General features: G+C 58.0%; 5 protein-coding genes. All 5 read right to left on the reverse strand.

Features of this window, described 5'->3' with window-relative positions:
• Positions 1-183: 183 nt before the first annotated feature.
• Positions 184-873: a hypothetical protein gene (locus HMPREF1986_RS05215; protein ID WP_051273879.1), complete on the reverse strand. Its 690-nt coding sequence runs from the start codon at positions 871-873 to the stop codon at positions 184-186.
• Between the two features lie 168 nt (positions 874-1041).
• Positions 1042-1464 carry an ATP synthase F1 subunit epsilon gene (gene atpC / locus HMPREF1986_RS05220; protein ID WP_021773736.1) on the reverse strand — a complete coding sequence of 141 codons (423 nt, stop codon included), beginning with the start codon at positions 1462-1464 and terminating at the stop codon, positions 1042-1044.
• A complete protein-coding gene (gene atpD, locus HMPREF1986_RS05225; protein ID WP_021773737.1) occupies positions 1457-2848 on the reverse strand; it encodes a F0F1 ATP synthase subunit beta in 1392 nt (463 codons plus the stop codon). Before atpD ends, atpC begins: the two co-directional genes overlap by 8 nt.
• Before the next feature lie 23 nt (positions 2849-2871).
• Positions 2872-3807, reverse strand: coding sequence for an ATP synthase F1 subunit gamma (gene atpG / locus HMPREF1986_RS05230; RefSeq protein WP_036599433.1), 936 nt, complete (start codon positions 3805-3807; stop codon positions 2872-2874).
• A partial coding sequence (gene atpA, locus HMPREF1986_RS05235; RefSeq protein WP_021773739.1) for a F0F1 ATP synthase subunit alpha occupies positions 3785-4848 on the reverse strand: 1064 nt, incomplete at its 5' end. The genes atpG and atpA, both read right to left, overlap by 23 nt.

Consider the following 4848-nt stretch of genomic DNA (forward strand, 5'->3'; position numbering starts at 1 on the left):
CGTCTGAAGCCCGCTCCCGGTCCTTCCCGCAAGCGTGAAGGACCGGGAGCGGGCTTCGACGCTTGTGATATCATTGTACTGAAATTCGTCCTTCTAAGCAAGTCGATTTGTGCCGCTTATGCTGCACTTGTACTGTTTTCCGACTTCTGTCCTCTTATGCTTTTTATCTCCATTTTTGTCTTTTTATCGTCCCGAAAGGGGATTTGGCACTTCCCCTTTTGTGAGGAAGGAGGCTGCGATGCCGTCTGTCCTAAGACGCTTCCGGTCCTCGCTGAGGGATCCGATCACGGAGGAGCGGACGCCGCACTGCCCCAGCTTTTCAGAGAGGGCATAGCCTCTTTCCAAAGCCATGAGGCAGCAGTTTCCGGAGGGAAGGCGGAAGGGATTTTGCGAAAAGAGCTCACAAAGCTCAATGCTCAAGGAAAGGAAGGGGATTTTCCCATAGGAAAAACGGCAGCCGAAGCTTCGCCCGCCCTTTTTGCCCTCACAAAGTCTCCATATTGCGTCAAGCACACCGCCGTCCTCTACCGGAATGAGGGCGGAGAGGCCATAATCCTTCGCATAGCCGGGGATCAGGTCCAAAAGCTCCCCGGGAAAGATCTCCCCCGCGTTCTCCTTCGCGATGAGATCCTTCTCAGAGAGAGTGACCGCTCTTCTGTCCTTCCTGTGAAGGAGAAGCCCGCATGCCATGATCCTGTCCTCCCGAAAGGAAAGGAGCGGAAGCCTCTCCAGCTTCCTCCGCTCCTCCCGGAGATAGCGCCGTGAAAAGCGGCGGCAAAGCTCCGCTTCCCGGCTCTCAAGGAGCGTCCTCGTTCCGAGGAGCCCCGGAATACCGATCAGCAGAAGCTCCTGCCCCGCCCGCATCTCCGTCACGATATGCGCCTTCGCCGCTCAGCGAAATATTGTGAGCACTCCGGGGAGAACCATCCCGATGATCATGACCGCTACCAGTATCGCCACAATGATCGTTGTGATTGTCTTCTTCTGATTGATATTCATTTTCCCTCCTGAAAAACATCCGTTCCGGGATTCTCCCCGCAATCAGATATAATGCTTTTTTGAGAATTCGAGCCGGCTCAGCGCTCTTGCGAGAGCGGCCTGAGACATCTTGTACTCCTGCACGCTCTGCTTCTGCCTAAGTCTCTCCTCCGCTCTCTGCCTCGCCTCCTCCGCCCTCCTCACATCGATCTCCTCGGGGCGCTCCAGAGTGTCGACGAGGAGTGTCAGGCGGTTATTCGCAAACTGGAGGATGCCCTTTCCGACCTCGACATGGGCCCAGCTTCCGTCATCCTTTTGGACGTCCAGCGTCCCGACCTCCACCGCCACGACAATCGGCGCGTGATGTGCCATGAAGGCGATCTCCCCATCCAGCGTCCGGACATTGAGATAGCGCGCCTTGCCGTCGTAAAATACCTTATTCGTCGCAATGACCTTCAGGCTGAAAAACTCCGCTGTCTTAGCCATGGATCGTCTCCGCCTTCTTCTTCACATCCTCGATATCGCCGACATTGAAAAAGGCGGCCTCGGGGAAGTCATCCATCTCTCCGTCAATGATGGCCTTAAAGCCCCGGATCGTATCTTTAAGCGGCACATAGCGCCCCGCGACTCCGGTGAACTGCTCCCCGACGAAGAATGGCTGCGAGAGGAAGTTTCTCAGCTTCCTCGCCCGGTAGACGAGCATCTTATCCTCCTCCGAGAGCTCCTCCATGCCGAGAATCGCGATGATATCCTGGAGCTCCCTGTATTTCTGAAGGCTCCGGAGTACGGCCTGCGCGGTCTCGTAGTGCTCCTTCCCGACGATATCCTCCTCCAGGATCCGGGAGGAGGATTCCAGCGGGTCCACGGCCGGATAGATGCCCTGCTCCACGATCTTCCGGGAGAGAACGGTGGTCGCATCCAGATGGGCGAAGGTCGTCGCAGGTGCCGGATCCGTCAGATCGTCCGCGGGGACATAGACCGCCTGCACCGAGGTGACGGAGCCCTGCCTTGTGGAGGCGATCCGCTCCTGGAGCTGTCCCATCTCCGTTGCGAGAGTCGGCTGGTAGCCGACGGCGGAAGGCATGCGGCCGAGCAGAGAGGATACCTCCGATCCCGCCTGGACAAAGCGGAAGATATTGTCGATGAAGAGAAGCACGTCCTTGTGCTCTACATCCCGAAAATACTCCGCCATCGTGAGCCCCGTCTCCGCGACCCGCATCCTCGCCCCGGGGGATTCGTTCATCTGCCCGAAGACCAGCGCAGTATTTTTGATGACGCCGGACGCCGTCATCTCGGTGTAGAGATCGTTTCCCTCCCGGGATCTCTCCCCCACTCCGGTAAAGATGGAGTAGCCGCCGTGCTCTGTCGCCACATTCCGGATGAGCTCCTGAATGAGGACGGTCTTCCCCACGCCGGCCCCTCCGAAGAGTCCGACCTTCCCGCCCTTTGCATAGGGCGCGAGGAGGTCGATGACCTTGATCCCGGTCTCCAGGACCTCCTGCACCGGGCTTTGATCCACAAAGGAGGGGGGCTTCCTGTGGATCTCCCAGCTCTCCGCTCCGAGGATCTCCTCCTTTTTATCGATGGTCTCCCCGAGGACATTGAAGAGCCTTCCGAGGGTCTTCTCCCCAACGGGGACGCTGATGCCCTTTCCGAGGGACTTCACCGGCATATCTCGCTCCAGTCCCTCGGAGGGAGAGAGCATGATGCAGCGGACGACATTCTCCCCGAGATGCTCCGCTGTCTCCATCACAGCCCTCACCCCATGGTTATCCACCTCCATGGCGGTTCTGATGGTCGGAAGGGGGCCCTTTTCAAACTCCACATCCACGACCGGTCCCATAACCTGAACGATTTTTCCCGTCTGCATGCTTTCCCTTTCCCTCTTCCGTCTCAGGGCCGGACTCTCGTTCCGCCCCGGCTTCTTCTCTTCGCCTTCGCCCTCTGCTGCGCCCTCGCCCCGGCGGCGACCTCCGTGATCTCCTGTGTGATCTTAGCCTGCCTCACCCTGTTGTAGAGCGTCTTAAGCTGCTGCTTCAGCCTGCTTCCATTCCGGTTCGCCGCGTCCATCGAGGTCATGCGCGAGTTCTGCTCCGAGCAGAAGGACTCTACGAGCGCGCTGTAGATGAAGCCGTTGATATAGTCCGGAATGATATTTTCGATCACCGCATCCGGGGAGGGGAAGATGTTGAAGGCCTCATAGTTTGCGCTCACCGGGTTCCCCGTGAAGATCTCCTTATGCAGCTTGTCCAGGGGGAGGAGCTGATTGACGCAGGTCTCCATCTCGAGAGAATTCTTCATCCTCGTATAGACGATATAGAGCTCATCGATCTCCCGATCCTCAAAGAGCTCCATCATCCGCATCGTGATCATCCTGGCGCGGTGGAGGGTCGGGTTCTGCGCCGTATAATGGAACTGCTCCTCGATCTCCCGATTCTTCGAGTGGAAGTAGACCCTTCCCATCTCCCCGACGACGAAGAGCTTGGAGTTTCCGTGCCGGCTCAAAGTCTCCTCCGCCATCTTAAGGACATTGTGATTATAGGCCCCGGCGAGGCCCTTGTCCGCCGTGATGCAGAGCACCGCGGTCCTTCCCTCTCCCCGGAGCACCTTCTTCCGGAAGTCGAGATAAGGATGACTGTAGTCCGGCGGCAGATGCCTTATGATGCGGGCGATCATGGACTGAAGTGTATAGAAGTAGGGCTCCGTCGACAGAAGCTCCGCCCTGGCCTTCCTCATCTTGGTAGAGGAGATCAGATACATCGCGTTGGTGATCTTCATCGTATTGTCGATGCTGCTGATCCTGTCCCTAAGTTCCCGCGTCGTGGGCAAGCTGTGCCTCCTTCCCCGCTTCCTTCGTATAGAGCTTTCGGTACTCCTCCTCGATCTCCAGAATCTTTTTCTCGCTGTCCTCCGAAAGAAGTCCCGAGATCTCGATATTCCTTCCGATCTCCGGATACTTCTCCGAAAAATGCCGGAGGAGCTTCGCCTGATAGTCCTTTACCTCTCCGCTCTCCAAAAAGAGCAGGCGCTTATTCAAGGCGACGACCAGGGTGATCACCTGCTCGGAGAGAGACATCGGATGCCCCAGCGGCTGCTTTAAAAGCTCCATCAAAATCTTCCCCTGGGCGAGCTGCTCCTTCGTTCCCTCATCGAGATCCGAGGAGAACTGGGTAAAGACCGCCATCTCCCGGTACTGCGCAAGGTCGATCCGGAGTGAGCCGGAGGCCTTCTTCATGGCCTTTGCCTGCGCCGCGCCTCCGACCCGGGAGACGGAGAGGCCCACATTGACTGCGGGGCGCTGCCCGGAGAAGAAGAGACTGCTCTCCAGGAAAATCTGTCCGTCCGTGATGGAGATGACATTCGTCGGGATATAGGCGGAGACGTCTCCGTCCAGCGTCTCGATAATGGGGAGGGCCGTGATGGAGCCGCCGCCGTGCTCCTCGCTCAGCCGGCAGGATCTCTCCAGCAGTCTGGAGTGCAGATAGAAGACATCCCCGGGATAGGCCTCCCGCCCCGGCGCCCTCCCAAGGAGCAGAGAAAGCGCGCGGTAGGCCACGGCGTGCTTTGAGAGATCATCATAGACGATCAGGACATCCTTCCCCTTCTCCATGAAATACTCCGAAAGAGAGGTCGCCGAGTAGGGCGCGATATACTGAATCGAGGCGGGATCCGCCGCCGTCGCCGCCATGATGCAGCAGTAGTCCATCGCATCATGCTTTTTCAGATTGTCAACGAGAGAAGCGATCGTGCTCTCCTTCTGCCCGATCGCGACATAGACGCAGATGCAGTCCTTCCCCTTTTGGTTTAAGATGGTGTCGACCGCGATGGAGGTTTTCCCGGTCTGGCGGTCCCCGATGATCAGCTCTCTCT

The sequence above is a fragment of the Oribacterium sp. oral taxon 078 str. F0263 genome, assembly GCF_000469565.1.
Lineage (GTDB): Bacteria > Bacillota > Clostridia > Lachnospirales > Lachnospiraceae > Oribacterium.